Origin of the sequence: Nonomuraea zeae, from assembly GCF_005889725.1 — a bacterium.
GTDB classification, from domain to species: domain Bacteria; phylum Actinomycetota; class Actinomycetes; order Streptosporangiales; family Streptosporangiaceae; genus Nonomuraea; species Nonomuraea zeae.
In genome coordinates this window covers 1-17,079 of record NZ_VCKX01000263.1, presented here as the reverse complement: position 1 = coordinate 17,079, position 17,079 = coordinate 1, and the positions used below count along the sequence as shown (strand labels likewise).

Genomic DNA, 17,079 nt, shown 5'->3' with positions numbered 1-17,079 from the left:
GGCCGGGCGGGATGGCCGTCGCGCAGCCCGCCGCTGTCCCCGGCAGGATGCCGTCGCGCGGGGGCGTCCCGATGGGCTGAGCGCCCGCCCGGCCGTTCGGCCGTCCGGAGGCTTCAGGAGCCCGGCGTCGTGCCGGGGCTCGGCGTGACGTCCTTGGGCCCGTCCTTGAGGCCGTCCTCAGGCCCATCCTTGGGGACATCCTTGGGCACGTCCTTCAGCCCGTCCTTGGGCACGTCCTTCAGCGCGTCCTTTGGCTCGTCCTTTGGCGCGGTCGCCTGCTTGACCGCCTTCAGCGCCTCATGCAGCCGCTCCGCCGACACGCCAAGTCGCGCGGCCACGGCGGCGAACTCCGGCGAGTCAGGTGAAATCCCGCCGTTCGGGGAGAGCCGCTTCAGCTCGTCCATGGTGGCGGTCGCCCGGTCGAGCCCGATGCCCAACACGTCGGCCAGCGCCCGGGCCAGGTCCCCGGCGTCGGGGGAGCCGGGCTTGTCCACGTCGGCCGCGCACCCGGGCCCGTCCTTGCGGGGGCCGCCGGCCTTGGCCGCTTCCGCCTCCTTGAGCTTGGCCAGGTCGGCGGGCGAGCACGTCGCGGTCCCGCCGCACGGATCATCGGCCGGGCCCCGCTGGGGCGAGTCCGCCAGCGCACCCGATCCGCCAAGCACCAGCACCGCGACCATCCCGGCGGCCAGGCCCGCCTTTCGTCGGTCCATGTCGCTTCTCCTTCTCCCGACGGCCGGCGCCTTCGGCCGGCGGCTGCTCCAGCCAATCCGGCGAACCTTCACCGCGCCGTCGGCGAACCTTAGAAAGGCCCTAGAAGGCCGGGCTCAGCAGACGCGCAGGCCGCCGCCGGCTTCGGGGGAGCGGGGGCTCAGCGCGAGATTTCCCGAACGGACATCACATTCGGTGACGGCTCAAATACGGTACGGCCATGGGAAGTCGCGCACACTATGTCACTCTGCAGGACGGCACTTTCGGGCTCTACTACTCACAATGGGGCGCCTATCACCTCGAGCTGGACCTCCTGCCCGGACCTGGACCGGCGACCCGGTTCGCCCGCAGCCAGCGTGAGGAGAGCTCATGGATGTGGGAGCCCGAATGCGACGGCGCATGCCTGATCGACCATGACGAGCGGCGACTGCTGTTCTTCTCCGGCTGCGACGGCGATCCGAGCTACCGGCTCGCGGCCCTGGCCACCCTCGCCCGGACCTGGCCCGGCTGGCGGGTGGAGTGGGCCTTCGGCGGCCTTCGGCAGATCAAGGTGGCGGCCGGCCACGCCGCCGAGGTCACCATGCCGTACTCCCGGGCGCCGGAGACGGGCGAAGCGTGGTGCGACGTGCTGGTCACCATGATCCACCACGGCCGCACCCGGGCCTACCTCGTTGATTCGGCCGAGGCGGTCATCTGCGAAGGGGCGAGGTCCCTGGACGACTACCGCTCCGCCTGGTCGGCGATCACTTCCTGCCCCGAGAAGGTCGTCGCCGGCGTCCACCTCGATCTCGACGACCAGACCGCCGGCGTCTGGACCTCTTCGACGTTGGGCGGCGTCCTGCTGGACGTCGGGCGGTGGTGGCCCGGCTGGCACTGGTCGAACTGGGAGGACAGGTCGGCCGAGCAGGCGCGCCGGGTCGCCGGAGCCCTCACCATGCCGGAGCCGGACCTCGCCGCAGGTCTGCGCGTTCTCGCGGCGGAGTTCGACCGGCATCAGGATGTGGACTTCGCCACCAGGTCGGCATCCATCCTGCTCGGCCTCACCGACCTTTTGAGCGCCGGTGCCCGGATGCCGGGGCGGCAGGTCAGCGTCCACGCGGACAACTCCTTCGCACACCGCCCCATGGATCTGACCAGCGACGAGAAGGCTCTGGTTCATGCCGCGATCGCCGGCGTCATGACGTCTCCGTAGATCGTCCTGCTCGCGCGAGCTCTCAGCGGCGGTCTTCGCGGGCGGTTGTCCGGGTCGGTCCAGGGGGCGTGTCAGCAGGGGCCGGCGCCGCACCTGGTGACGATCGCGGCCATCGTGCTGCGGAAGCGCTCGCGGTCCTCGTCCGCCAGTGGCAGGAGGAGGCGGTCCATCTCCGCCCGCATCTCGGTGTGGAACGCGACCGCGGCCTGGCGGCCTTCGTCGGTCAGCGTGACCTGGATGGCCCGCCGGTCTCCTGGCACGGACGATCGCAGGGCCAGGCCGCGCCGCTCGGCCCGGTTCATCAGCCCGGTGAGCGCGGCCTTCTCCACTCCGAAGCAGCCGGCCAGCTCCGCCATGCCCCTGGGGCCGTTGAGCAGCACGCACAGGAGTCTTGCCTGGACGGGGGTCAGATCATGGCGCTCGGACACGCGCTGGTAGACCGCCTGGATCAGGCCGCTGAGCAGGACCAGCCCGGTGGCCGCGTCCATCTGCGCGTGGACCGCGCCGGTGCCTCGTACCTCCAGCGTGGTGTCCGGCCCCGTGTTGTTCACCCTTTTACTGTACACGGCGAATATAGTTAATCTAGCATACAGTACGCTGCATTAACTGACCTAGAAGTCATACCTTCCGGGAGGCTGCTCATGCCGTTCACCGGCGACCGCACCCGGACGGCACCCTCCAGGTGAACCCGGTCGGCTTCCGCTTACAACGGCGGCACCGACACGATCGACGTCGCCGGGCGCGGGATGGCGAAGAGCCGGAAGTTCCGCAATGTCGCCGCCAACGGCCGGGTCGCCTTCGTCGCGCGTCATCAGCTTCAACGTCAACGACCCGGAAGGCGACGCCAAGTCGCTCAAGGCCCGCGGTCGCGGCTTCGCCTGACTCCCGGTCCATCGGCCCGTACTGCTTTGGAGGCCCCTCATGAGCTTCGACACCCCTGCCGGCACCCGTGGCGCCCGCCAACCGGCCGGACGGCTGTTCCGATGGTTCAACAACCTGGCCGCGCGGCGGATCCGCCGTAAGGGCGGGCAGATGATGGGCTTCAACGCCCTGGTCCTGACCACTATTGGCGCCAAGAGCGGCCTGGAGCGCACCACGCCCGTCGGCTGGTTCCCGGGCGGCGACGGCAGCCGGCTGATCGTGGCCTCGGCAGCCGGTGCGGCGGGCAATCCGTCGTGGTACCACAATCTCGCGGCCCATCCCGACCAGGTCCGTATCGAGGTCGACGGCCGCACGGTGGCCGTGATCGCCGAGCAGCTGCACGGGGCCGAACGTGCGGACGCCTGGCTGCGGATCGTCCAGGCGGCGCCCAGGTTCGCGCAGTACCAGGAGAAGACCGACCGGCAACTGCCGATCATCCGCCTGACCCCCCGATCCGATGGGGAGAACCCCGGCGGCTGACACCCCATCCTCTGGGGCGGCCCGCTCCGTCTGGAGGGCTACAGCAGCCGTTCGCTCCGGACGGCAGCTTCATCCCGGGTCGCGTTGAGGAATGCCTGGCGGAGCTGTTCCTGCCGCGCGGCGCCGGCGTTCTGGGGGTTGGTGTGGTGCTGGTAGAGGTGCCAGCAGGTGTTGATGCCGTGAAGCAGGTTGTCGAGCAGGTCGGGGGCGGGGCGGCCGGGGTCGAGCGAGGTGAGCGGCAGGTGGACGGTGTCAGGGCCGAAGCCGAGCTCGGGGTGGTCTGCGTGGATGAGCTCCTGGACGGCGGCGATGCGGCGTTGAACTTCGAGTATGCCGCGCAGGTGGCCGTCGGCGACGTGCAGGGCGTTGCGGATGAGAGGCATGATCACGTGCCGGGCGCGGGCGCCGGTGGCGATGGCGGTGACGATGTCGATGAGGCTCTCGATGGCGAGGGGCTTGTCGTACTGCTCGGCGCCGGCGACGACCTGGGTCGGGTGCATGCCGGTGTGCTGGGCGGTGACGGTGACGGCGGCGTAGAACCAGTGGGCGGCGGCGATGGCGGCTGCGGTGGGATCGACCTCGGTGAAGAGGGCCTGGCTGCCGAAGGGGTTGTCGTGCAGCAGGCTGTCGGCCTGGGAGATCTGCAGGGGTGAGGCGTCTTCGCGGCTGAGGGCGACGGCCTGCTGGGCGCGTTCGGACAGATCGCCGCGTTCGGCCTGTTCGATGGCGGCCAGCTCGGCGGCGACGTCGGTGGTGACGTGCGTGGTGAGCTGGGAGGCGTTGAGCAGGTGCAGGATGCGTCCGACGGCCTGGGCGGCTTGCTCGACCTTGGTGCTGATCGGCTGGTGGGCGGGTCGCGTGGTGGCGATCAGGGTGGGGAGGATCTTGGCGAAGGCGTCGCGTTCTTGCCGCCGCTGCCAGCCGAGGCTGTGCGGGCCGTGCCGGTCGGCGGCGCTGGCGGGATGGGTGTACGAACGCCAGCAGACGTGGGACAGGCGGGTCAGCTCCGCGGCGAGTAGGCGGGTGTTCTGGTGGAGCTGGTCGTGGGTAAGCCGGGCCACGACGGTGGCGCTGTCGCCGATGCCGGTGCTCCACTGCGCGAGAAGCGTGTTGTGGGCGCGGTCGATGGCATACCGAGTCACGAAGACCTCTTCAAGGAAAGGGAACCAGAGAGAGCGAGGGCCATGCTCGGGCCAGTTGCTGGCCATGCCTAGAATGCTGGATCTGCCGCTCACGTGAAGCCCTTTTTACGTTGTCACGAGTCCCTGATCAGCGCTTTTACTAGGAGATGCGGCATAATTCTTCGCCTTAGCCGGTGAGGGCGCGGCGCGGGACGGGATCGCCGGCTCCTCGGCGCCGCGCCGGCACGCCGCTTCCCGAGGGCGGGTGTGCCTTCCGCTCCGCCACTTCCCGCTGACCACGCTCCCGTGCCCGGCTGGCCGATCTCGCTGGGCCGCAGTCGGCGCGTCATGCCCTTTCCGCGGCGCCGGCTCGGCGGGCTCGGTGGGCTCGGTATGGCGCCAGACCCGCTGTTCGCGCTAGTCAGAAGGAGCATCCGTCTCTGTCGCGATGGACGTCACATCCGACGTGCCGACGATCCACATGAAGCCATATTGATCGACTTGTTCATATCTCCCTTCGGCGCTTTCCTCTTGGAATTCTTCCCCGGTTGTGCCGAGTCTCGAGTAGACGAAGGTGCCCGCGGGAAAGGCGTCGTCGCCAGGTGGGCTGAACCACCACACGGTGATCTGTTTGGGGGAGCGCGTCAGGTCCAGCAGCTTGTTGGGCTGCTTGAGAGGCATGTCATACCTGATGAACTGTGTGCCCTTGGGCTGATCTTTAAGTAGCCAGGGAGGGGCCTTCGCTCTGTCCTCTCCCCAGGAGGTGTCATATTTGGCTGGTTGATGGACTTTAGCCTTGTCTGTGCGGACAACGTACATTTCCGCATTGGCTTTCACCACGTCGAGCCGGTCATTTCTGGGTAGCATTACCAGCTTCTCTGTTACGAGGGTCTCGCCCGGACTGACCCATGTGCCTGGATCTATATGATTCAGATTCACGCTGAGGAGCTCATGCTTTTTTGTGGTGCTGAATCTGTTCAGCTGCCACCCTCTGTCGCCCAATCTTGGGACGGAATCCGCGACGATGAGCGGGTTCGCGATGTATTCATCGCGTACACCCCAAAGCGAATACATGATATACACTACGTAGATTTCGACATCACCGATATTTTTGAAGCTTATCGTCAGTGGCAGATAAACGTGGTCACCTTTCGGATGGACCCGCGGCTTGCCGAAACTGGTAGTGAGATCTATCTTCGTCGGACTCATGTGAGGCAGATACATTTGCGTGTAAACGAAATTTCCGGCCACGGCGACAGCGGTAACAGTAACTCCCGCCGCAAGCCCTCGCGGGTGCGGCAAATCGCGCCAGATGCCCTGGCGGCATAGTTCGGAGAATGCCCAACCGCTCCACACGAGAAGAATCAGCCAGCACGCGAGGAAAGGCGTAATGTCGCGACCTTGGATCTGCACGATCAGCATCATGAGGTTCGCGGCGAGCACGACGAAAGTCCCCAGTATCAGGATGGTGCCCGAATACTTGAGCCTCCGTCCGCCCCAGTAGTCGACCGAGGCCGCCGCCGCGGCGAACATGGTCAGCGATGCCAGGAAGAGAAGCCCTCCAGTCACCCGCCCCGTAAATGTCAACGCGCCGCTGAGGTCCTCGCCTCCGATCCAGCCGAAGACGATCGCGCTCGTCAGCAGGCCCGCCATCATCAGACCGGCACGAACTTTGTGCCGCCCGCCGTCAGCCAGGCGGCGCGTCTCCTGCGGTGTTCCGTTCTCCACGCCGATCCCCCTTCGGCGGGGGCCGAGGCCGACGCGGACCCAGCCCTCCTTGACGGGCCTCCTTACCCATCCGCTTCCCGAGATGCTCGGGGCCTCCGCAAATCTGGATCAAGCACGATCTACCGCTGGTTGTGGCCCCACCGACGGGCACTCGACTCTCATCGCCTGGCCATGAGTGGAAGGTCGGGTGAGACTTGAACTCACGACCCGCGGATCATGGGTCGGCTCGACCAGTGCCATCGAGTGGTCCTTCGCCATGGCCGGGATTCTTCACCGGGCAACCATGCGCGCTGGAGCGATGCGAGAAGCTTGTCAGCCCCCATCGGACGAAACAGCGAAGGCAAGAAGATTTCTCTCCTTGCCTCTCTCCCAACGTATAGCGCACCGGGGGACTTGCGGCAAGACCCGGGTCGTACCGCAGAATCGTCGGCCGGGGCCACCACCTGCGGAAGCGGGCGGCCGACACGTCGGAGGGAAGGCAACGGGGGATGGGAACGCGCCCGGCAGATGTCTCGGCGGAGCTTGCGGCGCCGGTGGTTCGACCGGCCAGTGCAGCGCGACGGAGCAGGACTGCCTCGGAGGTATCTCAATGATCGACCAGTACGTGCTGGATCTCCAAGAGGTCGATGAGACGCGGGTCGCGGTCGTCGGCGGCAAGGGCGCGCACCTGGGCGGGCTGTCGCGGATCGACGGCGTCCGCGTGCCGGCCGGCTTTTGCGTGACGACGGACGCCTACCGGCGAATGCTGGCGGAGGCGCCGTCGATCGGCGACCGGCTCGATCAGCTGTCGCGCCTGGGACCGGAGGACCGGGAGGAGATCCGCGCGCTCAGCGCGGAGATCCGGCGGACCATCGAAGGGATCGCCATCCCCGGCGATCTCGCGGCGGCGATCACCCGCGCGCTCGCCGGGCTCGGCGAGCAGGCCGCCTACGCCGTCCGATCGAGCGCGACGGCGGAGGACCTGCCGACGACGTCGTTCGCGGGCCAGCAGGACACGTACCTGAACGTCGTGGGGCCGGCGGCGATCCTCCAGCACGTCAGCCGGTGCTGGGCCTCGCTGTTCACCGAGCGGGCCGTGACCTACCGGCAGCGCAACGGCTTCGACCACCGGAAGGTCCACATGGCCGTGGTCGTGCAGCGGATGGTCCTCCCGCAGGCGGCCGGGGTCCTGTTCACGGCCGACCCCGTCACGGGCAACCGGAAGATCGCCACCGTGGACGCCGGCTTCGGCCTCGGCGAGGCCCTGGTCTCCGGTCTGGTGAACCCGGACGTGTTCACCGTGCGAGACGGCGAGGTCGTCGCCAGGGCGATCGCCGCCAAGAAGCGGGCCATCCACCCCCTGCCGGGCGGCGGGACGCGGGAAGTGGCCGTCGACCCGCGGCAGCAGGAGCAGCCGGCGCTGACGGATGCGCAGGTCGTGCGGCTCGTGCAGCTCGGGCGGCGGATCGAGGCGCATTTCGGCCGCCCGCAGGACATCGAATGGTGCCTGGTCGATGACGACTTCCAGATCGTGCAGAGCCGGCCGATCACCACGCTGTTCCCGGTCCCCGAGACCGGCGACCGGGAGAATCACGTCTACCTCTCGGTCGGCCATCAGCAGATGATGACCGACGCCATGAAGCCCCTGGGGCTCTCCTTCTGGCAGCTGACGGCCATGGCGCAGATGCACGAGGCCGGCGGGCGGCTGTTCGTCGACGTGACCCGGGCCCTGGGCACGCCCGCGGGCCGCGCCGGCCTCCTGGACATGGCGGGGCGGTCCGATCCGCTGATGAGGGACGCGCTGGAGACGGTCATCGGCCGCGGCGACTTCGTCGCGTCGCTCCCGGACGGAGGTCCCGGCGGAGGTCCCGGCGGAGGTCCCGGTGGAGGTCCGGGTGGAGGTCCGGGTGGAGGTCCGGGTGGAGGTCCGGGCGGAGGTCCGGGCGGGCCGCCGGCCGGCAGCCCGCCGGGACTCCCGGCCGAGCCCGATCCGGCCGTCGTCACCGAGCTGATCGAGCGCAGCCAGGCGTCCATCGCCGCCCTGCGGCGTGCCATCCGGACGAAGACCGGACAGGCGCTGTTCGACTTCCTGCTGGAGGCCTTCCAGGAGCACAAGCGGGTCCTCGGCGATCCGCTGAACCGTCAGGCGATCATGGCGGGGATGGAGGCCACGTGGTGGCTCAACGACAACCTGCGGGAGTGGCTGGGCGAGAAGAACGCGGCCGACACGCTCACGCTGTCCGCCCCCGGCAACGTCACGTCGGAGATGGGGCTGGCGCTGCTCGACGTCGCGGACGTGATCCGCCCGCATCCGGAGGTGGTGGCGTTCCTTCAGGGTGTCGAGGACGAGGGCTTCCTGGACGAGCTGCCGAAGCTCGCGGGCGGGACCGAGGCGCGCGACGCCATCGAGGCCTACCTCGACCGGTACGGCATGCGCTGCGTCGGCGAGATCGACATCACGAGGCCGCGGTGGCGCGAACGCCCCGCAACGCTCGTGCCCGTGATCCTCGACAACGTCCGGAACTTCGCGCCGGGCGCCGCCGAGCGGCGCTTCGAGCACGGGCGGCAGGAGGCGGAGAAGAAGGAACAGGACGTGCTGTCCCGCCTGCGGGCCCTCCCGGACGGGGAGCGGAAGGCCGGCGAGACCAAGCGGATGATCGACCAGGTCCGGAGCTTCATCGGCTACCGGGAGTACCCGAAGTACGACATCATCAGCCGCTACTTCGTCTACAAGCAGGCCGTGCTGGCGGAGGCCGAGCGCCTGGTGCGGGCCGGCGTGCTGCCGGAGAAGGAGGACGCCTTCTACCTCACGTTCCAGGAGCTCCATGACGTCGTGCGCTCCCACACGGTGGATGACCGGCTGATCCGGCGGCGCAAGGACGCGTTCCGGTCCTACCAGGCGCTCACGCCGCCCCGGGCGCTCACGTCGGACGGCGAGGCCATCGCCGGCGCGTACCGGCGCGACGACGTGCCGGTCGGCGCCCTGGTCGGCTTGCCGGTCTCCGCCGGGACCGTCGAAGGGCGGGCCCGCGTCATCCTGGACATGGCGCAGGCCGATCTCGAGGCGGGCGACATCCTGGTCACGACGTACACGGACCCCAGCTGGTCGCCGCTGTTCGTCGCGATCGCGGGCCTGGTGACGGAGGTGGGCGGCCTGATGACCCACGGCGCGGTGATCGCCCGGGAGTACGGCCTGCCGGCCGTGGTGGGCGTGGAGCGGGCCACCCGGCTGATCTCGGACGGGCAGCGGATCCGCGTGCACGGAACCGGGGGTTACATCGAGCTCCTGCCGTGATTCCGAACGTGCGCAGCGCATGAGCGCGCCCGGGCGCCACGAAGGCGCCCGGGCGGCGATCATCGAGCCGGTCGCCTACGGCCGTGCGTAGCCGATGTTGTCGAGGGTGGTCCGCAGTACGCGGGCGTACGCGGAGGTGCCGTCCGACTTGGGGTGGAACGATTCCCGGCTGATGCACACGTGGTTCTCCCAGATGCACAACGGGCTCGGCTCGTCCCCTTGGTGGAAGTCACCCTCGCCCTTGGGCCCGGTGACGAGCGCGTTGATGTAACTGGGGTTGTCGCAGATGACGCTCTGGTAGAACTCCATGTCCGGCCTGGCGAAGAACACGGGGATGCCGGTGGCGCGCAGCGTCTCCGTCAGCGCCTGCTGGCGGCGGCTCAGCTCCTGTACGAGTCCGGCCACGGATCGGGCCTCCTCCAGCGAGATCAGGTTCGACATGGAGGCGCACTCGTGCACCGTGCTGATCGGCTCGGGATAGCCGAGCAGCATGATCGTGGCGTTGGATGCCTTGGCCCTGATCGCCTTGATGACGTTGGTGACGTTGTCGGCCATCTCGCCGGCGCGCGCCTTCTGCACCTCGATGGTCACGGCGCAGTCGGGGAGGGTGCCGGGGATTATGCAGGTGTTGATGACCTTGGAGAAGGTGCCGTCCTCGTCGCCGCCCAATTGGTCATTGCCGCCCAGCGTGAGCGTGACCAGGGTGGTGTTCTCGTCCAGCACGCCTGATTCGAGCTGCGCGATCTCGTGGAACTGTCCCTCGCCCTTCTCGTAGACGCTCGGTGAGCTCCACGAGGCGGGGTCCTGCCAGCCGGCCGCGTTCAGGCTCTTCGCTCCGGAGCACGCCACGAATCCCAGCTCGTGGTTGGCGTCGAAGCGATCGGAAAGCGCGCCGAGGCTTTCGGTGTCGCCGGGCAGGACCACCTTGCGCGAGTAGGAGTCGCGGCTGCGGCGGCAGGCGTTCCAGTAGGCGGTGCCGTGGTCGGCGTCCGAAACGGGGAAGTAGCTTCCCGCGCCTTCGCCGCTGCTGTAGGAGTCGCCGAGGGCCGCGACGATGTGTTTGGGCTTGCCGGGCAGCTTCTGCACCGCGATCGCGTCCCAGGCGATGCGTACGGTGCCCTTCCCGTCCTTGGTCACATTGCTGAGCCGGACGCTGGGGACGGTGCCGTTGAAGTTGTACACGCCCAGCGAGACCCACCCGTTCGCACCGATCTGCTGGGGCAGGTAGCGCTTCTTGCCGTAGAGGCGCGAGCCGTTCACGTCGATCTCGTAGGCGGCCTGCTGGGTGCGCGCCCCGCTGACCGGCAGGTGCACGAAGAGGCGGGCCCAGCCTGCGCTCTGGTTCAACGTCCAGGTTCCCCGCGCCCGGCGGCCGGCGCTCGATGGAAGGGTGTTGCTCATCCAGAACTGGCCGGCGAACCCGGTGCCTATCTGGTGTACGTCGATCTTGCCCGGATAATTGCCGGAGATGTCAGCCAGGAAGTCGAACTGGAATGAGCCGGCATTGGCGTGGCCGGGGGAACAGTTCGGCCTGACCGAGGGGACGCTGGTGGGGAGGTTGTCGATGATCAGGGCCCCGGACGGCAGGCCGGTGAGCCCGCAGTTGGGGGCGTAGCTGGTGGCGTCCTCCTGGTAGGCGTAGCCGGGGTCGAAGCGCAGCCGGCCGTTGCCGCAGGTGGTCGGGCATTGGGCCTTCCACGTGGACGCCTGGTGCCACCAGCATTTCAGGTCGTACAGGCCGGAGCTGTTCTTGTGCGCGCAGGGCCCGGCCGGCTCGCCGATCACCTCGGGATCGTTCGGCAGGTGCGACTCGCCGGGGTAGCAGTCGTTGGCGGCCTGGCAGAACTGCGCCACCGGCGGCTTGGCGTTGTACCGGTCCTGGTTGCTGTTCCACCAGGCGTACAGGTGGGAGTAGACCAGGGTGCCGGGGCTTTCGATGAGCTCGATCGGGTGCCCCGCGAAGCCCAGCACCTTCTCCGGATACGGCCAGTCCTGCGGGTGCGCGGAGTCGGCGTAGGAGGTCTCCATGAACGGGGGACGGTCGGCCGGGTAGCGGGGGTTGACCGGGTTGTTCAGCCAGCCCAGCCCCCACGGGTTCTGGCCGCTCGGCTGGTGGAGCCCGGAGTTGTAGGCCCACACCGCGAAGAACCAGTTCTCCAGCCCCGCGGCGGTGCCGTTGTTGACGACCAGTCCGGCGCGGCGGGTCTCGTTCCACTTGTCGGCCAGCATCTGCTGGCCCCTGGCGATGTTGGCGGCGAAGTCGAGCGCGATCGCGCGCTGATGGTTGTAGGGGAGCGCGGTCTCGCCCGGCTTCTCCTTGCCGGCCAGGCGCATGCCGTCGGTGATCTGCATGATGCCGTAGCCGCAGTCGGCCTCGGCCCAGTTGATCGACCAGTCGTCACCCTCGTCGTCGTTGTAGTAGTCGATGCCGAAGTAGTTGCCGATCAGCGGGTTCGCCGTCACCCCCGGGACGGCGAACCGGGCCGCCTGCCACGTGTTGGACTCCTGCACGGCGACGCCCATCAGGATCTGCGCCGGGATGTAGCCGCCGCCGTCCAGCGCCCTCAACGGGAACAGGCCCTGCGGCGAGTACGCCGGCATGCCCAGGTTCTTCCAGTTGGCGGGCCGCGCCACGCTCAGCTGACCGACCACGGCCTGGTCGGCAGCCCACTCCACCTGGCGCGGCTTGGGCTGCATGGCCTGGTTGCGCGGGTCGTTCCTGGCCACCGAGCAGTAGCGCTGATCGCCGTCGGACGGATCGTTCGGATTGCCCGCCGCCACCGAGATCCGGCCCAGCGCTGGGCTCGGCCTGGCCCCGTCCCCGGCTCCGGCGGCGGGGGTGACCGACAGCGTGAACGCCTTCTTCGTGTCGAGCGACGTGGCCGTGATGTCGACCCGCAGCGGGTCGCCGGGATCGGCGGGCGCCACCGTCGCGTCCTTGACGTGCGAGCGCCGCACCGACGTCACCGCGACCTCGCCGGACAGCGACATCCCGGCCTGGTGCGGGACGTCCGCGAGCGCCACGCTGCCCGCGGGCGAAGCGGCCTTCGTGGCCTTGGCGCCGGTCACGAACACCCGGCCGCCCCGGGCCGAGCGGACGCTCAAATCCGTGACGGCGCCGGTGGCGAGCGTGGTGACCGCGTTGCCGGACTTCAGGTCCACCCGGCGTACGGAGGCGGTCTGCGCGTCGTCGAGCTGGGCGTACACCACGCCGCCGTCGGCGTCGGCGGCCAGCCGGTAGGGCACCCCCTTGGCCGGCGCCACCACGGTGCGCTTGCCGTCGGGGTGCACCCGGACCACCGCCCCGGAGTCGGCGGCCACGATGCCGTCGGCGGCCGGCACCGCCGAGGTCAGCTGGCCGGGGATCTGGATGGGCCGCTCCAGCTTGCCGCCGGCGGTGTCGAGCCGGAACAGGCGGGTGGCGCCCTGGTCCTCGACGCCGTCCTGCGTGAGCACGGCCGACTCCGACGGCCCGCAGCCGGGGTTGAAGTAGGCCAGCGTGGTCTGAACCGGCAGCTTGCGCACCGCGCCGCCGTTCAGGTCGACTATCGCGGTGAACCCGCCGCGCTCGTTCAACTCGCTCTTGTTGGTGAACGTACGCGGCGCGTAGACGACGACCGCCCGGGCCCCGGAGGCGGTCACGCAGATGTTGCCGATCCACGAGTCGGTGTCGAACCCCGGCTCCGACAGCGAGGCCGCCGTGCGCCACCGGTAGCCGTCCTTGGCGTCGGCCACCAGCACGTGGAACCCGGCGGCATCACCCGCGGTGGCCACCGCCCGATCGGAGGACTTCTCCCATCCACTGCCCAGCACCTCCGCTCGTTCGCCCGCGTCTACGCTCTCGGGCGCGGAAGACGGCTCGGGCGCGACCGCCAGCGTTTTGTCAGGTGGCGGCGGCGTCGGCTGGGCGGCCGCGGGAATCGGCGCCCATAATATCGACGAGACTGCGGCTACGGCGGCGATCAATTTTCGGGCACGCACGATTACTCCTCATTGCAAAGAACAGTCTCGTCCTGGAGAAATAGCCGCGCCAATCATGGCCGATCACCTTTTCTCGTTATCAACCCGTGGTTGAACGAAGATCAGCGCGTTTGCTCGCCATCACGTTTCCACAGGGAAATAGCCATCAACAGGTCATTGAGCGGACATTCACCGGGCAGCGGAGCGGGCCCGTGACCGGCGCCGGTCCGGGGCGCGGGGCAATCCGCGTTCCCCCTCCACCCCTCAGGCGCGGGTGGCGTCCCGAGCCGGGCGTACGTCGGCGAACGGGCTGAGCCGCCCCCATCCCGCAAGCTCTCTGACCAGCCAAGGTGGCGCGACCACCCTCATCCCCCCGGCCCGCTGCGCCTCCGCCAGGCTCGCGGCCCCCGAATACCAGCGCACCAGCCAGGCGGTATCCAGGGTGACGACGCCGTCGTCGTCGAACCCGGGAGGCTGGGCGCACACCTCGTTACCGCTCCTGGCCAGGACCAGCCAGTAGCGGTCCGGCCGCGATCGGTCGGTGAGATCGAACCGGACCACGACCCGCCGCCGCGGCAGCGACGCGGGGTCGATCAGCCGCGACAGCATCCACAAGGCCAGGTACGGGTCGAGATACTCCGGCGGAACCTCCCGCCACCGCGCGCCCCAGACCCCGAGCGCCATGCAGACCTCGATCAACTCCATCCCGCAGTCGGTCAGGTGATACTCCACCGCCCGGCCCAGCCGCCCGCGCTCGACCACGCCATCGCGTTCCAGCCGCCGCAGCCGCTGCACCAGCACGCTCCGCGACAGCCCCGGCGCCCCTTCCAGGATCTCGCCGAATCGGTGGCATCCCACGAACAGATTGCGCAGGATGATCGGCGTCCACCGCTCGGCGAACACCTCCGCGCCCAACGCGATGGGGCAGTACTGGCCGTATCCCTCCATGGTGCCAACATCGCCGTATCGGCCCTCAGGAGAAAGTCCGAATTTCGTACCGGCCGCCATGCCGTCTCCGCGCGCGGAGGAGCTGCGCCGGCGAGTTCGGATTCCGGTCACCCCCGGTCCGGACAACGGCCTTCCGGCCGCCCCCGGCTGAGTAACAGGCTGAACGGCGACCAGGGAAGTCGTGACCGGCTCCGGACGGGGCTCGTGCCACGCCTTCGAGCCAGGTGACGCCGCGCGCTCTCGCGGGCGTCGGCCAAGAAGGGAAGGCTCATGAAATCTGCTCTTGGACCGGTCCGGTTCATCGGGCTGCTCCTCGCGCTCACGCTGGCGGCGACGGTCCTCATGCCGGCGTCCCCGGCCGCCGCGGCGATCCCGGGACGTCAGCGCGTCACGGACACCAGTCCCTACAACTCCTCCGGCAACCCCAAGGTCGCGACCGCGTCCTGCCCGTCCGGCAAGAAGGTGATCGGCATGGGCGGGTACGTCACCGACGGCAACGGCGAGGTCGTGCTCAACGAGCTCCTCCCGGACTCGACGTCAAGCAAGGTCAGAGCCACCGCCTGGGCGGACGAGTCGGGCTACGGCGGCAACTGGTCCGTCACGGCCATCGCGATGTGCGCCGACCCGCTCCCCGGCCTGCAAAGGGTCTCGGCGCAAAGCTCGGTGGACTCCACCGACAAGGAAGTGGTCGTGACCTGCCCCAGCGGGAAGAAGGCCCTCGGCATCGGCGCCCGCCTCGCGGGCGCCGAAGGTCAGGTCTTCCTTGACCACCTGGAGCCGTTCGCCGGCACCAGCGGTTACCTGCATGCGTCCGAGGACGCGACCGGCACGAGCAGCGACTGGTCCATCACGCTCGTCGCGATGTGCGCCGACCCGGTTCCCGGCCTGATCTCGCCCGCGAGCTGGAGCAGCGGCGACTCGACCTCTCCCAAGTCCGTGGAGGCGATCTGCCCCGCCGGCAAGGTGGCGATCACGGCGGGCGGGCTGGTTGCCTCCGGCGTCGGCGGCCATGGCCGCAACCTGGTCATGATCGACCGTCTCGACCTGCCCGCCGCCCTCGACAGAGGCGGGGCCGGCGCGGTGGAAGCCGGGGGCGGCGCGTCGTTCAGCTGGCACGTGGTCTCGGTGCCGCAATGCGCCGCTCCCTGAGCCCCGGGCTCCGTTCCCTGAGCCCCGGGCTCCGCGCCCGCTCGGCGGGCGGGCTTCCGGGCTATTTCGCCGGCATCGGGGCCGGGTGCCGGCGGCCGAGCAGCGCCAGCAGAGCGAGCATGACCAGCCCCAGCGCGGAGAGCTCCAGCTTGTCGGCGAGGGTGTCGGCGTTGGCCAGCACGCCGAACGCGGTGTGCCCCAGCAACGCCCCGCCGGCCAGGCAGAGGCTGTGCCGGTCCGTCCACCCGCCGCTCGCCGTCCAGCGGCGTACCAGCCATCCGGCCAGCACCGCGAGCACCGCCGCGGCCAGCATCGGCGCCGCCACCCAGCCGCCGTGGGTGAAGGCGGGCCGGGCGGCCCCGCCGAACGGGAACAGCAGCGCCAGATATCCGAACCCCGCCAGCACCCCGAAGGCTCCCACCGCCCAGGGTCCGGGAGCCATCCCTGCACGGCTCACCTGGCGCGTTGAGCGGGCAGCGGGCGGGAGCACCCGCAGGGCGAGCACCGCCAGCAGCGCGACGGCGGCCACGCACCCTGCCAGCACCGCGACCGGCGCCTGGTAGCCGGGGTCGATGGAGGTCGCCACGGTCACCCGCAGCAGCAGCCCGCCCAGCACGAACACCACGCCGGCCACCACGATCCCCGTCCGCTTCAGGTACGGCCGCTCGCGCAGGGACGGGACGGCCAGGTCGGCCAGGAGGATCGGCAGCGCCACGCTGAACACTGCGTGGTAGGGCAGGTTGAGCTCGGTGTAGGCGCCGTTCAGCCCGAGGAACCGTGGCGACCACCCGGCCGCCCCGTACAGGGTGGGGCTGCTGAGTGCCTGCAGCACCAGTCCTTCCTCGACGATGCCGTACGCCAGCCCGAGCAGCAGGATCGACGGCCAGCCCCCGCGGCGCCGTCGGACCAGCTCCCGGATCAGCACCGTGCCGGCGCCGTAGATCGGGATCCACAGGAGCATCAGCCAGATCCGGCTGAGCGGCGGGTTGCCCAGGGTGAGCTCGGCGATGACCGGGGTGATCACCGCGAGCAGCAACGCGGCACGCCGGCCACCCTTCGGCCTGTCAGGTGGGTTCATGAGGCCAGCGTGCCCGGCGGTGGGTGCCTGCCTCTGCCCGCGGACGGCCGGACCGTGGCAGCCCGGGTCGCTTTCGCCGCACACTCCGGACACCCTTCCTGGTGACTTTGGTCGTGGCCCGCGTATGACCTCGGTTGCTCACGCAAGGGTCCGGGGCGGGCTACGATCTGCGGTTGTGTTGCTGACCAGCGCGGATGAGGTGCGGATCGGCCGGCTGTGGTCGCGGGGCGGCCGGGTCGTGGCGCTCGGCGGGTTCGTGCCCGCGCTCGCCGGCGCGGTGGCGGTGCTCTGGGGGGATCTGGCGGGCGGTCCGGGCTGGCATCTCGTCGCCGACCTGGTGGGTGGCGCGCTGGCCTGCGCGGGGGTGTGGCTGTGCCGGAGGTGGCCGGTGCCCGCGGGGCTGGCGGTGATCGCGCTGTCGGTGGCCGCCGCTTCGGCGTCGGTGGCGGCCGGGATCGCCGCGCTGATCGTGGCCTTGTACCTGTCTCTTATAGACATCTGACGCTGCCGACGATGCTCC

Annotated in this window: 12 protein-coding genes; 5 read left to right on the top strand and 7 right to left on the bottom strand. The window is 69.6% G+C overall.

The window, feature by feature from the left end:
* Positions 1-113: 113 nt before the first annotated feature.
* A complete protein-coding gene (locus ETD85_RS48560; protein ID WP_138696641.1) occupies positions 114-710 on the bottom strand; it encodes a hypothetical protein in 597 nt (198 codons plus the stop codon).
* 218 nt (positions 711-928) lie between these two features.
* On the opposite strand from ETD85_RS48560, the gene ETD85_RS48555 reads away from it, so the two are divergent.
* Entirely contained in the window at positions 929-1,900 is a 972-nt protein-coding gene (locus ETD85_RS48555) for a hypothetical protein (RefSeq protein ID WP_138696640.1), read from the top strand.
* 71 nt (positions 1,901-1,971) lie between these two features.
* On the opposite strand, the gene ETD85_RS48550 is transcribed toward ETD85_RS48555, so the two are convergent.
* The gene (locus ETD85_RS48550) at positions 1,972-2,451 is read right to left on the bottom strand and encodes a MarR family winged helix-turn-helix transcriptional regulator (protein WP_138696639.1); all 480 of its coding nucleotides are present in this window, start codon (positions 2,449-2,451) and stop codon (positions 1,972-1,974) included.
* A 370-nt stretch (positions 2,452-2,821) separates the two neighbouring features.
* Between ETD85_RS48550 and ETD85_RS48540 the strand changes: the two genes are divergently transcribed.
* Positions 2,822-3,301, top strand: a complete 480-nt coding sequence (locus ETD85_RS48540; RefSeq protein WP_138696638.1) for a nitroreductase/quinone reductase family protein — start codon at positions 2,822-2,824, stop codon at positions 3,299-3,301.
* 38 nt (positions 3,302-3,339) lie between these two features.
* Here the strand turns inward: ETD85_RS48540 and ETD85_RS48535 are convergent, their stop codons facing one another.
* Entirely contained in the window at positions 3,340-4,443 is a 1,104-nt protein-coding gene (locus tag ETD85_RS48535) for a hypothetical protein (RefSeq protein ID WP_138696637.1), read from the bottom strand.
* A 396-nt stretch (positions 4,444-4,839) separates the two neighbouring features.
* On the bottom strand, positions 4,840-6,150 hold the full coding sequence (locus ETD85_RS48530) for a hypothetical protein (RefSeq protein WP_138696636.1): 1,311 nt from the start codon (positions 6,148-6,150) through the stop codon (positions 4,840-4,842).
* Positions 6,151-6,739: 589 nt separating this feature from the next.
* Between ETD85_RS48530 and rph the strand changes: the two genes are divergently transcribed.
* On the top strand, positions 6,740-9,424 hold the full coding sequence (gene rph, locus ETD85_RS48525; protein ID WP_138696635.1) for a rifamycin-inactivating phosphotransferase: 2,685 nt from the start codon (positions 6,740-6,742) through the stop codon (positions 9,422-9,424).
* A gap of 75 nt (positions 9,425-9,499) precedes the next feature.
* On the opposite strand, the gene ETD85_RS48520 is transcribed toward rph, so the two are convergent.
* A complete protein-coding gene (locus ETD85_RS48520; RefSeq protein ID WP_138696634.1) occupies positions 9,500-13,405 on the bottom strand; it encodes a hypothetical protein in 3,906 nt (1,301 codons plus the stop codon).
* A gap of 243 nt (positions 13,406-13,648) precedes the next feature.
* Positions 13,649-14,332, bottom strand: a complete 684-nt coding sequence (locus ETD85_RS48515) for a winged helix-turn-helix transcriptional regulator (protein WP_170247248.1) — start codon at positions 14,330-14,332, stop codon at positions 13,649-13,651.
* Positions 14,333-14,602: 270 nt separating this feature from the next.
* Between ETD85_RS48515 and ETD85_RS48510 the strand changes: the two genes are divergently transcribed.
* Positions 14,603-15,481, top strand: a complete 879-nt coding sequence (locus ETD85_RS48510) for a hypothetical protein (RefSeq protein ID WP_138696632.1) — start codon at positions 14,603-14,605, stop codon at positions 15,479-15,481.
* A gap of 61 nt (positions 15,482-15,542) precedes the next feature.
* Here the strand turns inward: ETD85_RS48510 and ETD85_RS48505 are convergent, their stop codons facing one another.
* Positions 15,543-16,559: a hypothetical protein gene (locus ETD85_RS48505; RefSeq protein ID WP_138696631.1), complete on the bottom strand. Its 1,017-nt coding sequence runs from the start codon at positions 16,557-16,559 to the stop codon at positions 15,543-15,545.
* 175 nt (positions 16,560-16,734) lie between these two features.
* Here ETD85_RS48505 and ETD85_RS48500 point away from each other — a divergent pair, with 175 nt between their 5' ends.
* Complete coding sequence (locus ETD85_RS48500) at positions 16,735-17,061, top strand: hypothetical protein (protein WP_138696630.1); 327 nt, start codon at positions 16,735-16,737, stop codon at positions 17,059-17,061.
* The last annotated feature ends 18 nt before the right edge of the window (positions 17,062-17,079 follow it).